The sequence below is a fragment of the Brevibacterium permense genome (assembly GCF_025506275.1).
GTDB lineage: Bacteria > Actinomycetota > Actinomycetes > Actinomycetales > Brevibacteriaceae > Brevibacterium > Brevibacterium permense_A.
Map to the genome: position 1 here is coordinate 99,572 of NZ_QYCP01000084.1, position 18,791 is coordinate 118,362.

At 63.4% G+C, this 18,791-nt stretch carries 18 protein-coding genes; 13 read left to right on the forward strand and 5 right to left on the reverse strand.

The genetic code is table 11. From position 1 onward, the window contains the following. The first annotated feature begins 372 nt into the window (after positions 1-372). The gene (locus D3I60_RS08190; RefSeq protein ID WP_262775643.1) at positions 373-837 is read left to right on the forward strand and encodes a hypothetical protein; all 465 of its coding nucleotides are present in this window, start codon (positions 373-375) and stop codon (positions 835-837) included. 274 nt (positions 838-1,111) lie between these two features. After that, positions 1,112-1,339: a DUF6308 family protein gene (locus D3I60_RS19350; protein WP_369415281.1), complete on the forward strand. Its 228-nt coding sequence runs from the start codon at positions 1,112-1,114 to the stop codon at positions 1,337-1,339. A 169-nt stretch (positions 1,340-1,508) separates the two neighbouring features. Here D3I60_RS19350 and D3I60_RS08195 read toward each other — a convergent pair whose 3' ends face one another. Beyond that, positions 1,509-2,483: a quinone oxidoreductase family protein gene (locus D3I60_RS08195; protein ID WP_262775644.1), complete on the reverse strand. Its 975-nt coding sequence runs from the start codon at positions 2,481-2,483 to the stop codon at positions 1,509-1,511. Positions 2,484-2,527: 44 nt separating this feature from the next. Between D3I60_RS08195 and argC the strand changes: the two genes are divergently transcribed. The 7 genes from argC (at position 2,528) to argH (ending at position 10,088) form a co-directional block, all read left to right on the forward strand. Further along, positions 2,528-3,637: an N-acetyl-gamma-glutamyl-phosphate reductase gene (argC, locus tag D3I60_RS08200; RefSeq protein ID WP_262775645.1), complete on the forward strand. Its 1,110-nt coding sequence runs from the start codon at positions 2,528-2,530 to the stop codon at positions 3,635-3,637. Beyond that, a complete protein-coding gene (gene argJ / locus D3I60_RS08205) occupies positions 3,634-4,812 on the forward strand; it encodes a bifunctional glutamate N-acetyltransferase/amino-acid acetyltransferase ArgJ (protein ID WP_262775646.1) in 1,179 nt (392 codons plus the stop codon). The genes argC and argJ overlap by 4 nt, the downstream gene beginning before the upstream one ends. Next, positions 4,809-5,792, forward strand: coding sequence for an acetylglutamate kinase (gene argB / locus D3I60_RS08210; protein WP_262775647.1), 984 nt, complete (start codon positions 4,809-4,811; stop codon positions 5,790-5,792). The genes argJ and argB overlap by 4 nt, the downstream gene beginning before the upstream one ends. Continuing rightward, complete coding sequence (locus tag D3I60_RS08215; protein WP_262775648.1) at positions 5,785-7,026, forward strand: acetylornithine transaminase; 1,242 nt, start codon at positions 5,785-5,787, stop codon at positions 7,024-7,026. Before argB ends, D3I60_RS08215 begins: the two co-directional genes overlap by 8 nt. 30 nt (positions 7,027-7,056) lie before the next feature. Continuing rightward, on the forward strand, positions 7,057-7,980 hold the full coding sequence (gene argF / locus D3I60_RS08220) for an ornithine carbamoyltransferase (protein ID WP_262775649.1): 924 nt from the start codon (positions 7,057-7,059) through the stop codon (positions 7,978-7,980). After that, positions 7,977-8,507, forward strand: a complete 531-nt coding sequence (locus D3I60_RS08225; RefSeq protein WP_262775650.1) for an arginine repressor — start codon at positions 7,977-7,979, stop codon at positions 8,505-8,507. Before argF ends, D3I60_RS08225 begins: the two co-directional genes overlap by 4 nt. A gap of 159 nt (positions 8,508-8,666) precedes the next feature. Then, positions 8,667-10,088 carry an argininosuccinate lyase gene (gene argH, locus D3I60_RS08230; RefSeq protein ID WP_262775651.1) on the forward strand — a complete coding sequence of 474 codons (1,422 nt, stop codon included), beginning with the start codon at positions 8,667-8,669 and terminating at the stop codon, positions 10,086-10,088. A 163-nt stretch (positions 10,089-10,251) separates the two neighbouring features. Here the strand turns inward: argH and D3I60_RS08235 are convergent, their stop codons facing one another. Continuing rightward, a complete protein-coding gene (locus D3I60_RS08235) occupies positions 10,252-11,205 on the reverse strand; it encodes a LysR family transcriptional regulator (RefSeq protein ID WP_262775652.1) in 954 nt (317 codons plus the stop codon). A 103-nt stretch (positions 11,206-11,308) separates the two neighbouring features. Here D3I60_RS08235 and D3I60_RS08240 point away from each other — a divergent pair, with 103 nt between their 5' ends. Both D3I60_RS08240 and D3I60_RS08245 read left to right on the forward strand, forming a co-directional pair. Next, positions 11,309-12,343 (forward strand): MBL fold metallo-hydrolase, encoded by a 1,035-nt coding sequence (locus D3I60_RS08240; RefSeq protein ID WP_262775653.1) that lies wholly within the window; start codon positions 11,309-11,311, stop codon positions 12,341-12,343. 7 nt (positions 12,344-12,350) lie between these two features. Next, complete coding sequence (locus tag D3I60_RS08245; RefSeq protein ID WP_262775654.1) at positions 12,351-13,727, forward strand: MFS transporter; 1,377 nt, start codon at positions 12,351-12,353, stop codon at positions 13,725-13,727. 5 nt (positions 13,728-13,732) lie between these two features. Here D3I60_RS08245 and D3I60_RS08250 read toward each other — a convergent pair whose 3' ends face one another. Further along, the gene (locus tag D3I60_RS08250) at positions 13,733-14,962 is read right to left on the reverse strand and encodes an RNA polymerase sigma factor (RefSeq protein ID WP_262775655.1); all 1,230 of its coding nucleotides are present in this window, start codon (positions 14,960-14,962) and stop codon (positions 13,733-13,735) included. Between the two features lie 2 nt (positions 14,963-14,964). Then, a complete protein-coding gene (locus D3I60_RS08255; protein ID WP_262775656.1) occupies positions 14,965-15,357 on the reverse strand; it encodes a YciI family protein in 393 nt (130 codons plus the stop codon). A 256-nt stretch (positions 15,358-15,613) separates the two neighbouring features. Between D3I60_RS08255 and tyrS the strand changes: the two genes are divergently transcribed. Together tyrS and D3I60_RS08265 are read left to right on the forward strand one after the other, a co-directional pair. Next, positions 15,614-16,900 carry a tyrosine--tRNA ligase gene (gene tyrS, locus D3I60_RS08260; RefSeq protein WP_262775657.1) on the forward strand — a complete coding sequence of 429 codons (1,287 nt, stop codon included), beginning with the start codon at positions 15,614-15,616 and terminating at the stop codon, positions 16,898-16,900. Between the two features lie 310 nt (positions 16,901-17,210). Beyond that, positions 17,211-17,612, forward strand: coding sequence for a YccF domain-containing protein (locus tag D3I60_RS08265; protein ID WP_152349295.1), 402 nt, complete (start codon positions 17,211-17,213; stop codon positions 17,610-17,612). Between the two features lie 9 nt (positions 17,613-17,621). Here the strand turns inward: D3I60_RS08265 and D3I60_RS08270 are convergent, their stop codons facing one another. Continuing rightward, positions 17,622-18,464 (reverse strand): formate/nitrite transporter family protein, encoded by an 843-nt coding sequence (locus D3I60_RS08270; RefSeq protein ID WP_262775658.1) that lies wholly within the window; start codon positions 18,462-18,464, stop codon positions 17,622-17,624. Positions 18,465-18,791: the final 327 nt, after the last annotated feature.

Genomic DNA, 18,791 nt, shown 5'->3' on the forward strand with positions numbered 1-18,791 from the left:
ACTAGGAACTGAGACGAACATAGGCAGAAGTAGTCCAGGCATCGAGCAGTTGAGTCCACCATGGAGGCAAAGGCACTGAGGCAGGGTGGGTACTGAGACAGGGTTTGGTGACACTTAATCTGGCTTGTTCGGAAGCAACTTTGAAGGCCCGCAACCTCACCCTCCCGACCGAATACAGCACGAACCACGCGCCGGCATCACTGTGCGCTCGGCGAAGACGACTGCGAGATTTTCTGAGTCTACTTCTGCCCATTCTGCAGGGCCGCGCTTGGTGCCAAGCGGGTTTGATGGTTGCGACACGCCCTCGAATACGGACTTCTTAGAATTGGAATAGTCGGCCATCTCGGTCGAACATTTAGGATCGAGGAAACAATGATTGAAGCTTTAAACCAGGCGTGGGCAGGCGGACTCGTTGCAGGCGTTGCCGGTGCAATTCTCGTTCTGGTCGGCGGGCATTTAGATCGTCAGCACTCGAGGAAACAGCAGCTAATTGATCGCGGATTTGATATCAAATACGACAAGTACAGCGCATACATCGACTCAATTGAAGCATTGCTTCGCGCAATCCACTCTTATCAAGAGTGTGGCTCAGAGCCTCAAGACCATGGTGCAGACCCGGACGAAATTCCACCAGATACTCTTCGGGCGGTGCGTGGTCTAAGGCCATTTGCCTCACCCCAGCTCCGAGCCAAAGTCACAGAACAGCTCCAGATCTTGCCGTCTGCTTTATCTCTTGATCAGCGAGGCATCGATGCGCTGTATGCATGTCAAGATGAGGTCTTCGCATTGGTGCAGAAGGACCTTGGTCTCTCGGATCGTAGATGGAAGAGGAAGTAGTCAGTCCGCGCGGATACGGAAATAGCGGAGGCCATTACAACCCGTGCATTGGGCAGTACTGGAAGTTATGATTCTGCAGTGCGACATGGGCAGGTGCATGATACGGCGAATTGGTGTCGACAGTGAGCGTCGAGGTTCCCGCAGCGGTCGGAATTGCCATCGTCGGGGACGAATCTTCGAGTTTCAACGGGCTTCTAGAACAAATCCCAAATGTTATGATCGGTACGTTCTCTGAGTCGGAATTGAAAAGCACCTGGGTCTTGAGTCCAAATCGATGGAGTCGTGGGATCTACTCCCACGCAACCGGCCAGGTGAAAGTCGGTGGGGGCTCAGGCCGCCAACCACTAGCAAGAGCATGGCTCGGAAGCGTCCCCACCTCCTCCCGATCGAAGACTCTGTCTTCGATCGGGTCATCGAGAGGGGCGCAGGACTTAGTGGCGACTGTAGTGGCAAGCGTTTCAGGCTGAGGCCGACTACGTCGAGGAGAGGGCAACGAAGGTGAGTGCTGAAGTCGGTCGGACCAAGCTCTCATCGTTGAAAGGCTTCGACGTAATGCTGTGGATGCAGGTCCAAGCCAACTCGTCGGCCTGATCTGGTGTCTGGCCGGTACTAAGTGAGGTCGGGTCCTCCGGAAGCGGAGAAACCGACCTCATCCAGTTTGAATGCCCGAATCAAGCCGTCAGCACAACCTTAGCTGTCGTCTTCCGGCCCTCCAGCGCACGATGCGCATCCGCGGCATCAGCCAACGCGAACGTTGCACCCACGCGGAAGTTCAGCCAGCCGTGTTCGATGCCGTTGAAGAGCATTGCTGATCGCTTCGCAAGCTCCTCCGACGAGCGGACGAACCACGCCAAGGACGGACGGGACAGGAAGATTCCGCCCGACGAATTCAGACGCTGAATGTCGAACGGCGGCACCTGACCCGACGCCCCGCCGAAGAGCACCATCGAACCCAGCGGCTTGATCGAGGCCAACGACGCATCGAACGTGTCCTTACCGACACCGTCATACGCGACATCGACACCCTCACCATCGGTGAGCTCCTTGACCTTCGCCGTGATGTCAACGCCCTCGCCGTAGAGGAACACGTCGTCGGCACCGGCCTTTCGCGCCAGCTCCGCCTTCTCCTCAGTGCTCACCGTCGAGATGACATTGCCACCCAGGTGCTTGATGATCTGCGTGAGCAGCAGCCCGACACCACCGGCGCCAGCGTGAACGAGTGCCGTCTGCCCCGGCTTGATCTCATGCGAACTCGTCGCCAGGTACTGCGCGGTCAGACCCTGCAGCGGCATCGCCGCAGCCACCTCGGCGGACACGCCCTCCGGCACGCGCAACAGGTTGTCCGTGTTCACGACGACCTGCGTCGCATACGAACCCGGGCCTTCGTGCCAGGCGACACGGTCACCGACCTGCCAGCTCTCGACGCCTTCGCCCACCTCGGCGATGTGACCCGTGCCCTCGGAGCCGACGATGTGCGGGTACTCCATCGGATACACGCCCGAACGACGATACGTATCGATGAAGTTCACACCCGCCGCCTCGACATCGACGAGCACCTCACCGGCACCCGGCTTCGGGGTCGGAACCTCACCGAACTCGAGTACCTCGGGTCCACCAGCCTGCATCGCACGCACTGCCTGGGTCATTACGCCTCCTGCATATAAATTAATTGCCTGGTATGGTTATACATATGAACGATCATACGGTTGCCGTCTCCGGTGCCACCGGATACGCCGGGGGAGAGGTCCTCCGGCTGCTGAGCACTCACCCTCACTTGAACGTCACGACGGTGTGCGGACATTCCACCGCGGGTGAGAAGCTCGGCCGACATCAACCCCATCTTCCCCGATATTCCGACTTTGTGGTCCAGGAGTCCACCGCCGAGGTGCTCGCCGGCCACGATGTCGTCATCCTCGCGCTCCCGCACGGTCAGTCCGGACAGATCGCCGCCGAACTCGAACAGACGAGCCCCGACACCCTCATCGTCGACCTCGCCGCCGACCACCGCCTCATCAGTGCGGCCGCGTGGGAGAAGTTCTACGGCTCCGACCACCAGGGCACCTGGACCTACGGCCTGCCCGAACTGCTGACCGCCGACGGCACGAAACAGCGCGGAGCACTGAAGTCGACGAAACGCATCGCCGTGCCCGGCTGCAACGTCACTGCGGTGACGCTCGGGCTCGCACCTCTCATTCAGGCGGGGCTCGCCGCGCCGACTGGATTGAATGCTGTGCTTGCCAATGGCGTCTCCGGCGCGGGGAAGGCGCTCAAGCCGCACCTTACCGCCGCCGAGATCCTCGGCAATGCCTCCCCGTACGGCACCGGCGGCACGCATCGGCATGTGCCCGAGATCGAACAGAACCTCAACGGCCTCCTCGGTGCTGACGCCGCCGACGGCCCCACCCGGATCTCCTTCACCCCGACACTCGTGCCCATGGCCCGCGGAATCCTCGCGACCATCACCGCCGACGCCGGCGAAGCCGCACCACGCACGACTGAAGGACTCCTCGACGCGGCAGCGCTCAAGGACCAGCTGGCCGCGGCTTTCGCTCAGATTTACGGTGACGAACCCTTCGTACGGGTCCTGCCCGAGGGCCAATGGCCGCAGACCGCCGCCACCACGGGATCGAACGTCGCGCAGATCCAGTTCACCGTCGACGAACGCGCCGAGAAGATCCTCGTCGTCGTGGCGCTCGACAACCTCGTCCGCGGCACGGCCGGACAAGCCATCCAATCCATCCACCTGGCCCTTGGCCTCGACGAGGCCACCGCTCTTCCCCTCGAAGGAGTCGCCCCATGAGCGTCACCGCCCCACTCGGCTTCACCGCCGCCGGACTCACCGCCGGACTCAAACCCTCCGGTACCAAAGACCTCTCACTCGTGGTCAACAACGGCCCCGACACCGCCGTCGCCGCCGTCTACACCTCGAATCGGTGCAAGGCCAACCCCGTCCTGTGGTCCCAGAAAGCCTCAGCCGATGGTCAGGCCCGCGCCGTCGTCCTCAACTCCGGGGGAGCGAACTGCTACACCGGCGACTTCGGGTACGAGACGACGACTCTGACCGCCCAGACCGCCGCCGAACTCCTCACCGACGCCGGCACCGATACGCAGCCCGAGGACATCCTCGTCTGCTCGACCGGTCTCATCGGCGTCGGTGGTCAGGACTTCCGCGACTCCATCGTGTGCAACCTCGCCCCACTCGTCGCCGCTGCCGACACGAGTGTTGAAGCCGGCCAGTCTGCTGCCGAAGCGATCATGACCACCGACACCGTCGCGAAGACCGCCAGCCGGACCGGTTCCACCGGGTTCACCATCGGCGGGATGGCCAAGGGCGCGGGCATGCTCGCCCCCGGTTTGGCGACGATGCTCGTCGTCATTACCACCGACGCGAAACTCGACCAGACCGTGCTCGACCAGGCACTGCGCGCCTCGACGAGCCAGTCCTTCGACCGCCTCGACACCGACGGCTGCATGTCGACGAACGATACCGTCATCCTCATGTCCTCCGGTGCCCACGACGCCGCTGTCGACGCGGAAGAATTCACCACTCTGCTCAAAGACGTCTGCCTCGACCTCATGCACCAACTCCACGTCGATGCCGAAGGTGCTCACCACGACATCGCCATCACCACCCGCGGCGCAGCCAGCGAGAAAGACGCCGTCGAAGTCTCCAGGTCCGTCGCTCGCTCGGCCCTGTTCAAGGCCGCGATCTTCGGGGAGGACCCGAACTGGGGTCGCGTCGTCGCTCAGGTGGGAACCACCTCGGCGGACTTCGATCCCACACTCATCGACGTCGCCATCAACGGCGTCCAGGTGTGCACGGCCTCGGGCCCCGACGAAGACCCAGCGAACGTGACGTTCGAGCGCACAGTTGATGTGTCTATCGACCTCCACGCCGGAGACGACACCGCCACCGTGTGGACCTCGGACCTCACCCACGACTACGTCGAAGAGAACAGCGCCTACTCCTCATGAACACCCCAGTAGACATGTCCACGAAATCCACGGCCGCCCGGCTCGCCGCCGCCCAGGTCAAGGCCGAGGCGCTCACCGAGGCGCTGCCCTGGATCAAGACCTTCGCCGGCGCCACGATCGTCATCAAATACGGCGGCAACGCCATGGTCTCCCCGGAGCTGCAGCAGTCCTTCGCCGATGACATCGCGTTCCTCCGCTTCGCCGGCATCCGCCCCGTCGTCGTCCACGGCGGCGGCCCTCAGATCTCTGCCATGCTGAAGCGCTTGGGCATCGAGTCCGAGTTCAAGGCCGGACAGCGCGTGACCACCGAGGAAGCCGCCGAGGTCATCCGCATGGTGCTGTCCGGCCAGGTCAACCGCGACATCGTGTCCCGGATCAACCAGAACGGCGACGCCGCGATCGGCCTGTCCGGTGAAGACGCCGACCTCCTGCTGGCGAACAAGGCCACCGCCGAGGTGGGCGGCGAAGTCATCGACCTCGGCCGGGTGGGCGAGATCGCCCAGGTGAATACGACCGTGCTCACCGAACTCCTCGACGCCGGCCGGGTGCCCGTCATCTGCTCCATCGCTTCCGAGATCGGGGGAGAGGCAGGGAAGCCGCTCAACATCAATGCGGACCTGGCTGCCTCGGCGGTGGCGAAGGCACTCAAGGCACACAAACTCATCATGCTCACCGATGTGCCCGGCCTCTACGCGAACTGGCCGGACACGTCCTCCCTCATCTCCCGCATCGACCCGGACAAGCTGCGCGAACTCCTGCCCTCGCTCGATTCGGGCATGATCCCGAAGATGACCGCCGCACTCGAGGCCATCGAGCACGGGGTGCAGCAGGCCCACATCATCGACGGCCGGATGGCGCACTCCCTGCTGCTCGAGGTCTTCACCTCCGAGGGCATCGGCACCATGGTCGAAGACACCGTCGTCGCTCCCGCACCGCTGGGCGACGGTCACAAAGGAACACAGGAGGACGACAATGAGTGAAGCCACGCACCAGCAAGCCCCAACGGATCAGGCGCAGACCTGGCGCGATAACTTCTCCCGGGTCCTCTCCCCGGTGTTCGGCTCACCCCAGCTCGACCTCGTCCGCGGTGAGGGCTCGTACGTGTGGGACGCCTCGGGCAAAAAATACCTCGACCTGCTCGCTGGCATCGCCGTCAACGCACTCGGCCACTGCCACCCGGCCTGGGTCAAGGCCATCACCGAACAGGCGTCGACACTCGGCCACATCTCGAACTTCTTCACCTCGCCGCCCCAGATCGCCCTGGCGAACAAGATCCACGAGATCCTCAATCTGCCGTCCGGGTCCGCCGTGTTCTTCTCGAACTCCGGTACCGAAGCCAACGAGGCGGCCTTCAAGATGGCCCGCCGCGCCGGGGGAGGGGGACGCCCCTTCATCATCGCCGTCGAGGGTGCCTTCCACGGCCGCACCATGGGATCACTGGCCCTGACGGCGAAGGAAGCCTACCGTGCACCCTTCGCTCCGGGCGTCCCCGGAGTCGTCCACGTCCCCTACGGCGACGTGGAGGCGCTGGCCGCTGCGATCAACGACAACACCGCCGCCGTGTTCATCGAACCCATCCAGGGCGAGGTCGGTGTGCGCACCCATCCGCAGGGCTACCTCAAGGCCGCCCGCGAACTCACGACGAAAGCCGGTGCGCTGCTCGTCCTCGACGAGGTGCAGTCGGGCATCGCTCGCACCGGTTACTGGTTCGCCCACCAGGACTGGTCGATCGGTGAGGGCGTCACGCCCGACATCATCACCTCGGCGAAAGGCCTCGGCGGAGGCATGCCCATCGGTGCCACCATCACCGTCGGGGATGCGAACACGAAGCTGCTCGAGGCCGGTCAGCACGGCACGACCTTCGGCGGCAACCCGATCGCCTGCGCGGCAGCCTTGGCGGTGCTCGAGACGATCGAATCCGAGAGTCTCCACGATCATGCCCGCGACATCAACGATTGGCTGACCTCGCAACTCACCGCGATTGACGGCATTGGCGAGATCACCGGTCAGGGACTGCTCATCGGCATCGAACTCCTGCCCGACGCCGGAGGCGAGATCCCGGATTCGAAGGCCGTCGCGGCTCGCGCACTCGACGCCGGGTTCATCATCAACCCCGTCGCTCCCGGCCGCCTGCGCCTGGCCCCGCCGCTGACCATCACGGAAGAGGAACTGGCCCCGTTCGTCGCGGCCCTGCCCGGCCTCATCGCCGGCTGATCCCCACTCACGCTTTCCAAAGGACCCACCATGACTCGCCATTTCCTCAAGGACACCGACCTCACCCCGGCCGAACAGGCCGAGGTCCTCGATCTCGCCGTCGAGCTTAAGGCCGCCCCCTACTCGCGGACCCCGCTGGCCGGCCCGCAGACCGCCGCCGTCATCTTCGACAAGACCTCGACCCGCACCCGGGTCTCGTTCGCCGCCGGCATCGCCGCTCTCGGCGGGCAGCCGCTCATCATCAACCCCGGTGAGGCGCAGCTCGGGCACAAGGAATCGATCGCCGACACCGCGCAGGTGATGTCGCGGATGGTCTCGGCGATCATCTGGCGCACCTACGCCCAGGCCGGGCTCGAAGAGATGGCCGAGCACTCCTCGGTGCCCGTCATCAATTCCCTGTCCGATGACTTCCACCCCTGCCAGATCCTGGCCGACCTGCTCACCATCCGCGAACACCGTGGAGACGTTGCCGGGCAGACCATGACGTATTACGGCGACGGGGCGAACAACATGGCGAACTCCTACGCCCTGGGTGGCGTCAACGCCGGCATGCACGTGCGCATCGCAGCCCCGGCCGACTATCAGCCGGCCGCAGCGATCGTCGCCGAGGCCGACGCCCTGGCGCAGACGACGGGCGGATCGCTCACCGTCACCGACGACCCCGTTGCCGCCGCCCACGGCGCCGACGTCCTCGTCACCGACACCTGGGTGTCCATGGGCCAGGACGCCGCCGGACGCGACGACGAGGCCTCACCGTTCACGAAGTTCCAGGTCGACCAGGAACTCATGAGCTTAAGCAACGACGCGATCTTCCTCCACTGCCTGCCCGCCTACCGCGGCAAAGAGGTCACGGCCGAGGTCATCGACGGCCCCGCCTCGGTGGTCTTCGACGAAGCCGAGAACCGCCTCCACGCGCAGAAGGCGCTCATGACCTTCCTCCTGGAGCGACGATGACCGAAGCGAATTCCGGGTCGAACAGTGCACCGCTGACGAAGACCGCCCGGCAGCAGAAGATCATCGATCTCATCACCCGCCAATCCGTGCGGTCCCAGATCGAACTCGCCGAGGCGCTGGCAACGCAGGGCATCACCGTCACCCAGGCGACCCTGTCGCGCGACCTCGCCGAGGTGGGGGCCGTCAAGATCCGATCCACCGCGGGATCCGTGTACGCCGTTCCCGGTGAGGGCGGGGACCGGTCCCTGCAGCAGTCGACGGGGGAGTCCCTCGATGCGAAGCTGCCGCGGATCCTCGAGGAGCTGCTCGTCTCCGCGGTCTCCCAGGACAACACGGTCGTGCTGCGCACCCCGCCGGGAGCCGCACAGTACCTGGCCTCGGCGATCGACCGGTCCTCGATGGTCGGGATCTTCGGGACCCTGGCCGGCGATGACACGGTGCTCGTCATCGCCGATGCCGCAGTCGGGGGAGCGGCCGTGGCGGAGACCTTCCTCGAATACGCGGCCGGCGGGCTGGCCGAGGGCTGAGCTTCTGTCGGTGGGCCCTGGAACTGGGTGCGCCGCCTCGGTGGGGTTTCCACGGGACGGCCGGCCGCCTCGGCGAGGGAAAACTGGAACAATGACAACTGAGTTTCATCATTTCAATGAACGGGCCGGCGCATTCGTGCTGGTGGGAAAGGACGATCTGTGAGCGAACGACTGAGCCTGTGGGGCGGACGATTCTCCGACGGTCCGGCCGATGCGCTGGCCGCGCTGAGCAAGTCCACGGACTTCGACTGGCGCCTGGCGAAGTACGACATCGCGGGTTCCAAGGCCCACGCGAAGGTCCTCCACCACGCCGGGCTGCTCACCGACGACGAGCTGTCCGGAATGCATTCAGCACTCGACGAGCTGCTGCGTCGGGTGAACGCCGGCGAATACGTGGCCGCCGAGTCCGACGAGGATGTGCATTCGTCGCTCGAGCGCGGACTCATCGAGATCGCCGGGCCCGAGCTCGGCGGGAAGCTGCGTGCCGGACGGTCCCGCAACGATCAGATCGCGACGATGGGGCGGATGTACCTGCGCGACCATGCCCGTGAGGTCGCCGGTCTCGTGCTCGACACCGTCGAGGTGCTCATCGCTCAGGCAGAAGAGCATCCCGAGGCCCCGATGCCCGGACGCACGCACCTTCAGCACGCTCAGCCGGTGCTGCTGGCCCACCATCTGCTCGCTCATGCGTGGCCGCTGCTGCGCGATGTCGCTCGGTTCGTCGATTTCGATGCGCGTGCCGGAGTCTCTGCCTATGGTTCGGGTGCTCTGGCCGGGTCGTCGTTGGGGCTGGATCCACAGGCTGTGGCCGCGGACCTCGGGTTCACCGATTCGGTGGAGAACTCGATCGATGGCACCGCTTCGCGCGATGTCTTCGCCGAGTACCTGTTTATCACGACGATGATCGGCATCGACCTCTCGCGGCTGTCCGAGGAGGTCATCGCGTGGGCGACGAAGGAGTTCTCGTTCGTCACCCTCCACGATGCGTACTCGACGGGATCGTCGATCATGCCGCAGAAGAAGAACCCTGACGTCGCCGAGCTCACCCGCGGCAAGTCCGGTCGCCTCATCGGTGACCTCACCGGTCTGCTGTCGACGCTCAAGGCGCTGCCGTTGGCGTACAACCGGGACCTGCAGGAAGACAAGGAGCCGGTCTTCGATGCCACGGACACCCTCGAGCTGCTGCTGCCGGCGTTCACCGGGATGGTGGCGACGCTGAAGTTCGACACCGAGCGGATGGCGTACCTGGCGCCGCGCGGATTCGCGCTGGCCACGGACATCGCCGAATGGCTCGTGCGTGAAGGCGTGCCGTTCCGAGTCGCCCATGAACTCTCCGGCGCATGCGTGCAATTGGCCGAATCACGGGATGTCGAACTGTGGGACCTCTCCGATGAGGACTTCGCGGGGATCTCCGAGCATCTGACGCCTGCCGTACGCGAGGTGCTCACGACGCTCGGGTCGATCGATTCGCGCAACGCCAAGGGCGGCACGGCTCGCTCGGCCGTCGAGGCGCAGATCGCCAACGCGAAGACCGAAGTTGCTCGCCTGCGTGAGTTCGCGGGGTCGGCTCGGAGCGTGTGAGTTTCACGTCCCTGCGACCGAAGTTTCCGGTCGGCTGACCGGAACTGCGTCAGCGGTGCTCTGATCGTTCGACGATCGGAGCACCGTCCGTCTTTCGTGACTGTGTTGTGCGCCGCTCGCGGCCGACCGCGAGTTTTCGGAAGCTGGTGTTCCTGGCCCAGCGCTACGTCCGCGTTGGTGTCCGGCTCTGGCGGTTCCACCGATGTGGATCAGTATCTGCGGCAGTCTTCCGAAGGATGTCGAGGGCTGCAGTGAGCTTCTTCGACAACCGCGCTCCGGCCATCGTCACCCCCACGATCGTGTTTGCGAATTCCGGGTTCGTCACCGGCAGATATCGCACTGGCATGCCCTGAAAGGTCAGGGTGTCAGGGTGCGGAACTGCGTTGGCCAGGGAGAAGCCGAGCCCTAGTCCCACCATCGACCTGATTGTCTCCGCATTGGGGATCAACCAGCGTACAGAAGGCTCAAAACCGATTCCGCGGATCTGACTGATCAAGAGGTCTGCGGTCGGCGGAGAATCGAGCAGGATGAGCGGGTCATCGATGAGCTCGGCGATATCGACACCGTCCTGGTCTGCTGCAGGATGATCCGCAGAGACGATGGCATGCAGCTGCACCTCGGCGAGGTCGTGCCTGGTGACTCCCTCGATCTGGATCTGCTTGCGGTACATGACAGCAACATCGACTTCGCCGTTGAGAACCATCTGTTGAACGGTCAACGGATGGGCTTCGACAAAGCTGACGTCAACCTGTGGGTGGTGTTTGACGAACTGGGCAGCCGTAGCTGGAAGCATCCGTGGCCCCGCCGTCGGTATGCAGCCGATGCGCAAGGGCCCCTGCAAGGCAGCCGACTCGTCGTTGAGAGATTCCACAGCGTCCGAGACATTAGACAGGATCTCTCTGGCCCGAACTCCGAATTCCCTACCAGCGCTCGTCGGGCGGGCACGCCGAGCCGGACCTCGCGCAATGAGCGTGACTTTGAGCTGCTTTTCGAGTTGGGCGAGGGCCGCAGAGACCGTCGCCTGTGACACTCGGCAGTCTTTTGCCGCGTCGCTCACCGAACCACGATCGAGAACGGCGAGAAAATACTCGAGCTGGCGGAGTGTGAGGTCAGTCATAGCCAGAGTCTATATTGAAGCCAGTAAAAATTTGCTTTTCTTTTTGATGTCAACGGGAAAGACTGAGGAGGTCAAAGACGCAACAACGTGAAAGTGCCGGGTAATGAACGATTCGAAGATGAAAGCTGTCACCCTGGGAACCGCAGGTGGCCCGCGATGGTGGAAAGGCGATTCCAAGGATCGAGCGGGCATCTCGACCGCGCTCGTCGTTGAGGATCGTTTCTATCTCGTGGACGCCGGGCACGGCGTCGGGCGTCGCATTCGTCAGGCGGGCCTCGAGCTCGGCGATCTCGGCGGAATCTTCATCACTCACCTGCATTCGGATCACACCATCGACCTGCCGTCACTTGTGGTGTTCGGCATGCATGAGCTCCAGCAGAGAGTCGACAATCCGGTTCCTCTCCTCGGCCCCGGGGATCGCGGCGCGCTTCCTCCGGTCTCTCCGCGGGCAGTCGTCCCGCCTCGACCTGTGGCACCTGCGAACCCCACCCCTGGCATAGCTGACATGTTCACAAGTATCGTCGGGGCGTTTGCCACAGACCTCAACGACCGCGTGCTCGACTCGCTGCGTCCGTCACCTGAAGCCCTCTTCGACCCCCGCGACATCGAGATCCCAGAGGGCATCGGATATCACCCGAACACGGCTCCGACTCCGGATATGGAGCCTTTCGTCATCTTCCAGGATGATCTTGTCACCGTGACTGCGATCCTCGTCGAACATCCGCCCGTGGCACCCGCCTTCGCCTTCAGGTTCGACAGCGAGTACGGCTCGGTGACCATTTCAGGTGACACGTGTGAGACCGCCAATCTCGTCAAGCTGGCGCAGGGGACCGATCTGCTTCTTCACGAGGCGATCGACTTCGACTGGGTTGATCAGACGTATGCGCACCGTGACGACGATGAGGGCAGCGCCTCGCGCGACCACCATTACAAATCACATACCTCGGTCAATGGGGCTATTCGCATTGCCGCGGCGGCACAGGCTCGCGCACTGGCCCTGCACCATCTTGTTCCCGGGTCCGCCGATGACACCGTCTGGCACAAGGGGCACACCGGATTCGATGGAACATTCCTGGTTCCAGAGGACCTCGACACCATCAACATCACCACAGCCGCACAAGCCGCGATGAGGAGCTGAAGCAACGATGAATGACAACAAAGACGTTGTTGACAAGGACGGTCTCCAAACCTCCTTGAAGACGCCGGAGATGCGACGAATCCTCACTTCGAGCTTCGTCGGTTCGGCTATCGAGTTCTACGATTTCATCCTGTACGCAACGGCGTCCTCGATTGTGTTCGCAAATCTGTTCTTTGCAGGACTCGGGCCGGGACTGTCGCTGTTCGCCTCATTCAGCACTTTGGCGGCCGGCTATCTGGCTAGGCCTCTCGGCGGAGTGATCTTCGGCCACTTCGGCGACAAGGTGGGGCGTAAGAAAGCATTGATCGTTTCCATGGTGATGATGGGAGCCGTCACCGTGATCATCGGCCTCATGCCGCCGACTGCGTCAATTGGGATGATCGCACCCGCATCCCTGTTCACCCTTCGGATCATCCAAGGCATCGCCGTGGGCGGAGAATGGGGCGGTGCTGCGCTCATGGCACTCGAGCACGCGCCGAAGGCCCGGCGCGGACTGGCTGCGGCGTTCGCCAACGCCGGTGGTCCTGCGGGAGCGATCCTGGCGACGCTCATTCTGTCAGTGACTGCGACGCTGACTGGGGACAACTTTGTGACATGGGGCTGGCGTCTGCCGTTCCTGCTCTCGGCCGTACTCATCGTCGTCGGCCTTGTGATTCGTCTCAAGGTCAGCGAAACACCTGCCTTCCAACAGCTCGAAGAAGAGAGTGAGGAGAGGAAGGTCCCGCTGCTCACAGTGTTCAAGAACTACAAGCGCCAAGTGCTTATCGCGCTCTTCGCAACGATGACCATCTATGTCACTCAGGGCCTGACGACAGTCTGGGGCGTATCGGTCGCAGTCGCAGCGGGCGAGGACAAGTCCGATGTTCTCAACTGGAAAGCCGTCGGAGCGTTGACGACCCTGATCGTCACCTTCATCGTCGCCCGTCTCAGCGACAGGATCGGGCGCAAACGTTCTCTCATCGGTGCCCATGTGGTGGCCGCAGCCCTTGCGGTTCCGATTGTGCTGCTCATCGTCAGCGGAGAGCTCAACCAGTACGCCGCTGCAATCATTCTCGGCAATGGAATCGTCCAGGGCCTGTGCTACGGGCCGATTGCGGCCTATGTTTCTGAGCTCTTCCCACCGGCCGTGCGATACACCGGCGCATCGGTCGGCTATCAGCTCGCCGCTGCGCTCGGGGCGGGACTCTCACCGATGATCGCCTCTGCCCTGATCATGGTCCCGGGCGTCGGCCCCTACCTCATCGGAGGGGTCTGGGCACTCTTCGCTGCAGTCGGGGCAATTGCCGTGATGGCGAGCCGTCCCTTTTCAGAAAGTGACCCGAAACCCGAGGCGCCTTCCGTGGAGTCCGAAATTGAGCCACTAGCTCATGCGGACGGCAAATAGCTCCGTCAATGTGAGTCGGCTGTCAGCCGAGTGATCTGAGCATTGAGATATCTCTGCTCGGGAACATTCGTGCACAGTCGGCTGGCGGTACGGTAAGCGGCCAGCGCCTCGGCAGGTTCTCCGAGCGCTTCCAATGTCGGTGCCCGGACGGCGTGCAGTCGGTGACTGCGGCTCATGCGCTTGTCGGCGAGGAGTGGCTCGAGCATTTCGAGCGCGGCACCGGGACCCTGGACCTCACTGACGGCCACTGCGTAATTGAGGGTGACGGTCGGTGACGGTGCAATGCGTGCGAGCATCGAGTAGAGCTCGACGATCTGAGCCCAGTCGGTCTCCTCCCATGTCGCCGCTTCGGAGTGAACGGCAGAGATCGCAGCTTGCAGTTGGTACGCGCCGACCGGCCCGGCCGGGAGTGCAGTCTCCAAGAGACTGATTCCTTCGGAGATCATCGTCGTATTCCACAGCGCGCGGTCCTGATCTCGTAGAGTCACCAACTCGCCGGCTTGAGTCCTTCGGCCCGGTCGGCGTGCCTCGCTGAGCAGCATGAGCGCAAGCAATCCCGCAGTCTCGGTCTCATCGGGCAGTGCAGCATGAAGCAGCCGAGCCAGCCTGATGGCCTCGGACGTGACCTCCCGGTCGAAGAGGTCCTCACCGATCGGGCGGCTGTGCCCGGCGGTAAACATGAGGTAGAGGGCATGGAGCATCGCGGGAAGTCGTTCTGCCTCCGTCTCTGGTTGCGGGAAGTGCCGCCCGGCGCCGTCGATCGTGGTCTTCGCCCGACTGATCCTCTGCCCAGCGGTGGTGGTCGGAATGAAGTACAGAGCGGCGATCTGCTCCGTGCTCAGCCCGAGGACCGCCCGCAATGCCAAGATCACCTGAGTCTCGGGCTTGAGCGACGGATGACAGCATAGGGCGAGGACCTCCAGCGAGGCATCACGATCCTCAACGGCTGCCTCGGCGATGGTTGACTCATGGGGACGTTCGCGCGCGAACACACGTCGCTCACGTTCGAGGCGGGCACCGTCCTGACGTTTGGCATCGATGAGTCGACGGGAAGCGACCCGAAGCAGCCAACCTCGGGGTTTGTCTGGCACACCTGTGTTCGGCCACTGTTGTGAGGCTTCGAACAGTGCCTCCTGAACGGCGTCCTCGCACGCGGTGAAATCACCGAATCGCCTCACCAGGGCAGCGAGGATGTGCGGCGTCTCGCGGCGCCACACATCCTCACTGGTGGTCATCGTCATTCGCCGTCGTCACCGAAGACCATGATCGGGCGCAGCTCCACCGTCTCTCCGGGGCCGGCGAATCGGGCGGCGATCTCCTCGGTGCGTTCCTGCGATTCGACGTCGATCTTGAAGAATCCGGCGAGGTGCTCCTTCGTCTCTGCGTACGGACCGTCGCTCGAGGTCGGTCCACCCGCCTTCCACCGGTAGAGCGTGGATGCTGCAGGGTCGCCCAGGGCTTCGCCACCGAGCAATTCGCCGCGCTCCTGAAGTTCGCCCAGCAGTTTCTCGAAGTCGGCATCCAGCTTCTCCCGCTCCTCCTTCGGCAAGGCCTGAACCTCGGCAACGTAGTCGCCGGTGGGATGACCCCAAGGCTGCGGATTCGAGTGGATGAGAATGACGTACTTCATTGTTCTGCCTTTCGTCGAGGGCCGCCTCCCGGCCCTTCTAGTGTGACATCGAGGCTGGGGCGGAGATTTCGACAACTGAGCGAGTCCTTTTTCTGGAATCCGGTTTCAAGGTATGGCTCCAGCGATGTCATCGAGGCAACTATCGGCGAGGATAACTCGGCGGTCTCGGACCAAGGGCACAGCCGCCTCGGTGAACCCGTAGAATTGAACCTGTCGGCTCCGCGCCGGCACAGACCATAGATTCGAAAGGACCGAAGTGACCGACATCTTCAGCGAACTCAAGGCCCGCGGGCTCGTCGCAGTATCTACTGACGAGGCCGCCCTGCAGAAAGCCCTGGCCGAGGAGTCGCTGACCTATTATGTCGGTTTCGATCCGACGGCGCCGAGCCTGCACATGGGCAACCTCGTGCAGCTGCTCACCGCCGCGCGCCTGCAGAAATCCGGACATAATCCGCTCGCTCTCGTCGGCGGCGCCACCGGTCTCATCGGAGACCCGCGCATGTCGGGGGAGCGGACGCTCAATCCGCGTGAGGTCGTCGAGGAATGGGTGGCGAAGATCCGCGCTCAGGTCGAGAAGTTCCTCGACTTCGACGGCCCCAACGCCGCGCAGATCGTCAACAACCTCGACTGGACCTCCCAGCTGTCGGCCATCGACTTCCTCCGCGACATCGGCAAGCACTTCCCGGTCAATCGGATGCTCGCGAAGGAGTCCGTCTCCGCTCGCCTCAACAGCGAAGCCGGCATCTCTTTCACCGAGTTCTCGTATCAGATCCTCCAAGGCAACGACTACCTCGAGCTCAACCGCCGCTACGGCTGCTCCCTGCAGACCGGTGGCTCCGACCAGTGGGGCAACCTCACCTCGGGCGTCGACCTCATCCGCCGCGTCGAGCAGAAGTCCGTTCACGCCCTGGCCACACCGCTGATCACGAAGGCCGACGGAACGAAGTTCGGCAAGACCGAATCCGGCACCGTGTGGCTCGACTCGTCGCTGACCAGCCCGTACGCCTTCAGTCAGTTCTGGCTCAACGCCGACGACCGCGACGTGGTGAAGTACCTCAAGGTGTTCTCGCTGCGCCCGCTCGACGAGATCGACGCCATCGAAGCCGAGTTCACCGCGGCCCCGCACACCCGCGTGGCGCAGAAGGCCCTCGCCGAGGATGTCACCACCTTGGTCCACGGACGCCAGGCTTACGAGCAGGCCATCGCTGCGGCTTCCGCCCTCTTCGGCGGGGGAGAGCTCGCCGGCCTGGACGCCGCTACCCTCGGTGCCGCCACGTCTGAGCTGCCCCGCGGTGACGTGTCCGCGACCCAACTGGCTGAGGGCATGCCCGTCGCCGACGCCTTCGTCGCCGCCGGCATCGTCAAGTCCAAGGGCGAGGCCCGCCGCGCCATCAAGGACGGCGGAGCCTACGTCAACAACGTCAAGGTCGCCGACCAGGAGCAGACTCTGACTTCCGACGATGTGCTCTCCACAGAAGCCGGGGGAGTCGTCCTCCTGCGCCGGGGCAAGAAGACCCTCGGCGCCGTCGACATCGTCGGCTGATCAGCCGCAGACCCTGACAATGCCGCGTCCTCACTGTGAGGGCGCGGCATTGTCGTCTCGAGACGACTGTGCCCGTACAACAACGGGAAACCTTGTCATCGTCGAATACAAAAGACTGCGTTGTAGAGCGAGCTCCGGCCGCGACATGGCGGCCAAGGGAATGCGATCAATCAGCGTGCGCTCCGGCAGCGTGCGGTCAACCGGACCAGCGGTGTATGGCCATCACCATGGAAAAGCATGCGGCCATCGAGCAGACTGGCAGATGACGGACAACCGAACGAACACCGATTGGCTAACGCACGAGGAGATCATGCGCACCCTGCTCAACATCATCTGGTTCATCTTCTCCGGACTCTGGCTGGCACTCGGATACTGGGCCGCCGGCATCATCGCCTGCATCTTCATCGTCACCATCCCCTGGGGCATCGCATCCTTCCGGATCGGCAACTATGCGCTGTGGCCCTTCGGGCGAGAGGTCATCGAGACCCGTCCTGCAGGAGTGGCGACAACCCTGGGCAACATCATCTGGCTCATCGTCGCCGGCATCTGGCTGGCCATCGGCCACGTCATCACCTCGATCCCGCTGTTCATCTCGATCATCGGCATCCCGCTCGGCTGGGCGAACATCAAGCTCATCCCCGTCTCGCTCATGCCGCTCGGCAAACAGATCGTCGACAGCGACCGGCTGATGCCCGGCTACCGCGGAGCCTGACTCAACGACTCAAGCGCTCTGCTCCTCGAGTTCCTCGAGCGAGATGCGGCCTCTGCGCACTGCCCAGAGCACACGGCGTGTGCGAATGATTCGGGGCAGCGTGATGATCAGTAGGCCACCGAGCATGTTGAACGGGATCACGATTGCGAACCACTGCAGGAAATCCAGGATCGAAATGTCTGCGCCCGTCATCATGGCGGCGACGATAACGATCGCATTGATGGCTCCGTGCAGCATGCTGACCCCGATGACCAGCAGACCGGTGATCATGCAGACGATCGCTTTGACGACGTCGTTCTGTGTTCCCTGCTGCATCCGTGTCGACAATGTGATCGTCGCGCCGGCCAGAAGCGAGAGGGCAAGCATGACGATGAGCGAAGACTGGTTGATATATCCGAGCGCCATATCCGCAATCGTCTTGTGGTAATCGGGGAGCGCAATGACGATGAGCCAGGCGAAGACCGCGCCACCGACCAGATTGGTCACGAGAGTCACCGACCAAAGTCGAAAGACCTGGATCCAACTCGCTTGCCCGGCGATGACAGCGTTGATCGGCAACAGGAACTCCTCGGTGAAGAGCTCAGAATGCGCCAGCTTCAATGCCAACAGTCCGATGCCGAACGCCATCCCGGCGAGGATCGTCGACCCGGTCGCCTGCTTGACGAGGACCATGGCCAAGATGCCGAGCCCGACATCGATGCCGCCGAAGAGTCCGGTGACGATGAGTTCCGGCCACTTCCGGTTGAGCCGCTTTGCACCCTCCGAGACAGTATTGGCCGCCTCGTCGATGAGGGCGTCTTCGAGATCGAGGTCGTTGCGGCCCAGCCGTTCTCGCTGCTCTTTCTGAGTCATCCCGTCAGTGTAGGGGCAGGGGCGGGGCGAAACGCTGGGAATCACCTGCACAGTGAGGGCAATCGGCTCCCGCCGACCAGAGCCCGGCGGGATTCGGGAACCGTGCAGCCGTGCCTTCGGAGCTGGGCGGGAAGCAGGGCATTTGCGGCCGGTGACGGGTGTCACAGCGGAATTTCCGCTTTCGAGTTGCACGGGCGGCGTGGGGTGGTCTAGAGTTATATCTCGTTGCCCCGCCGGAAACACCGTCTTCGAGACAGAGTTTCCACCGGGTCTGACCAGGACAAACACGGTTTGATCCGAGGGTTCAGGCGATCGGGTGGGTGACAC

Excerpts from the sequence above, each read along its gene's own strand:
- D3I60_RS08270 (WP_262775658.1), bottom strand. The coding sequence starts at position 18,464 with ATGACTCAGAAAGAGCAGCGAGAACGGCTGGGCCGCAACGACCTCGAT.
- argC (WP_262775645.1), top strand. The coding sequence starts at position 2,528 with ATGAACGATCATACGGTTGCCGTCTCCGGTGCCACCGGATACGCCGGG.
- D3I60_RS08250 (WP_262775655.1), bottom strand. The coding sequence starts at position 14,962 with ATGACCACCAGTGAGGATGTGTGGCGCCGCGAGACGCCGCACATCCTC.
- D3I60_RS08195 (WP_262775644.1), bottom strand. The coding sequence starts at position 2,483 with ATGACCCAGGCAGTGCGTGCGATGCAGGCTGGTGGACCCGAGGTACTC.
- D3I60_RS08265 (WP_152349295.1), top strand. The coding sequence starts at position 17,211 with ATGCGCACCCTGCTCAACATCATCTGGTTCATCTTCTCCGGACTCTGG.
- D3I60_RS08240 (WP_262775653.1), top strand. The coding sequence starts at position 11,309 with ATGAACGATTCGAAGATGAAAGCTGTCACCCTGGGAACCGCAGGTGGC.
- D3I60_RS08255 (WP_262775656.1), bottom strand. The coding sequence starts at position 15,357 with ATGAAGTACGTCATTCTCATCCACTCGAATCCGCAGCCTTGGGGTCAT.
- argJ (WP_262775646.1), top strand. The coding sequence starts at position 3,634 with ATGAGCGTCACCGCCCCACTCGGCTTCACCGCCGCCGGACTCACCGCC.
- D3I60_RS19350 (WP_369415281.1), top strand. The coding sequence starts at position 1,112 with ATGGAGTCGTGGGATCTACTCCCACGCAACCGGCCAGGTGAAAGTCGG.
- argF (WP_262775649.1), top strand. The coding sequence starts at position 7,057 with ATGACTCGCCATTTCCTCAAGGACACCGACCTCACCCCGGCCGAACAG.
- D3I60_RS08225 (WP_262775650.1), top strand. The coding sequence starts at position 7,977 with ATGACCGAAGCGAATTCCGGGTCGAACAGTGCACCGCTGACGAAGACC.
- D3I60_RS08235 (WP_262775652.1), bottom strand. The coding sequence starts at position 11,205 with ATGACTGACCTCACACTCCGCCAGCTCGAGTATTTTCTCGCCGTTCTC.
- D3I60_RS08190 (WP_262775643.1), top strand. The coding sequence starts at position 373 with ATGATTGAAGCTTTAAACCAGGCGTGGGCAGGCGGACTCGTTGCAGGC.
- D3I60_RS08245 (WP_262775654.1), top strand. The coding sequence starts at position 12,351 with ATGAATGACAACAAAGACGTTGTTGACAAGGACGGTCTCCAAACCTCC.
- D3I60_RS08215 (WP_262775648.1), top strand. The coding sequence starts at position 5,785 with ATGAGTGAAGCCACGCACCAGCAAGCCCCAACGGATCAGGCGCAGACC.
- argB (WP_262775647.1), top strand. The coding sequence starts at position 4,809 with ATGAACACCCCAGTAGACATGTCCACGAAATCCACGGCCGCCCGGCTC.